The sequence below is a fragment of the Streptomyces sp. SID13726 genome (assembly GCF_010548375.1).
In the GTDB taxonomy this organism is placed as follows: Bacteria; Actinomycetota; Actinomycetes; order Streptomycetales; family Streptomycetaceae; genus Streptomyces.
In genome coordinates this window covers 1-484 of record NZ_JAAGLY010000324.1, presented here as the reverse complement: position 1 = coordinate 484, position 484 = coordinate 1, and the positions used below count along the sequence as shown (strand labels likewise).

At 70.9% G+C, this 484-nt stretch carries 1 protein-coding gene and 1 pseudogene; one reads left to right on the top strand and one right to left on the bottom strand.

Features of this window, described 5'->3' with window-relative positions; translation table 11 throughout:
* Positions 1-196: pseudogene (locus tag G3I78_RS47880) on the top strand (hypothetical protein); the annotation flags it as partial.
* 55 nt (positions 197-251) lie between these two features.
* On the opposite strand, the gene G3I78_RS47875 reads toward G3I78_RS47880, so the two are convergent.
* Positions 252-484, bottom strand: a 233-nt coding sequence (locus tag G3I78_RS47875) for a YceI family protein (RefSeq protein WP_164436895.1), incomplete at its 5' end; no start/stop codon positions are given.

The following is a 484-nucleotide window of genomic DNA, read 5'->3' as shown; positions in this document are numbered from 1 at the left end:
CCTGCCCGGCCAGCTCGTGGGCACGATGCTCGGCTCGATGATGTCGAGCCCCGCCTACGCCTCCGTCATGGGCGGCTACGACGGCGGGGACTACTCCGGCGCCGACTTCAACTCCTCCGACTTCGGGGGAGGGGACTTCGGCGGCGGCGGTGGGTTCGACGGTGGCGGCGGGTTCGACGGCGGGGGCGGCTTCTAGGGGGTGTCACCCCCCGGCACCGCCCCCGGGACCCGGCGGCGTCAGGTCAGGCGGTTCAGGCCTGCTTGATGGCCGAGATGTCGAAGGTCAGCTTCACCTTGTCGCTGACCATGACGCCGCCGGCCTCCAGCGCGGCGTTCCACGTCAGGCCCCAGTCGGAGCGCAGGATCTCGGCGGAGCCCTCGAAGCCGACGCGCTCGTTGCCGTAGACGTCGGTCGCCGAGCCGTTGAACTCCAGGTCGATGGAGAGCGGGCGGGTGACGTCCTTGATCGTCAGCTCGCCGGTGA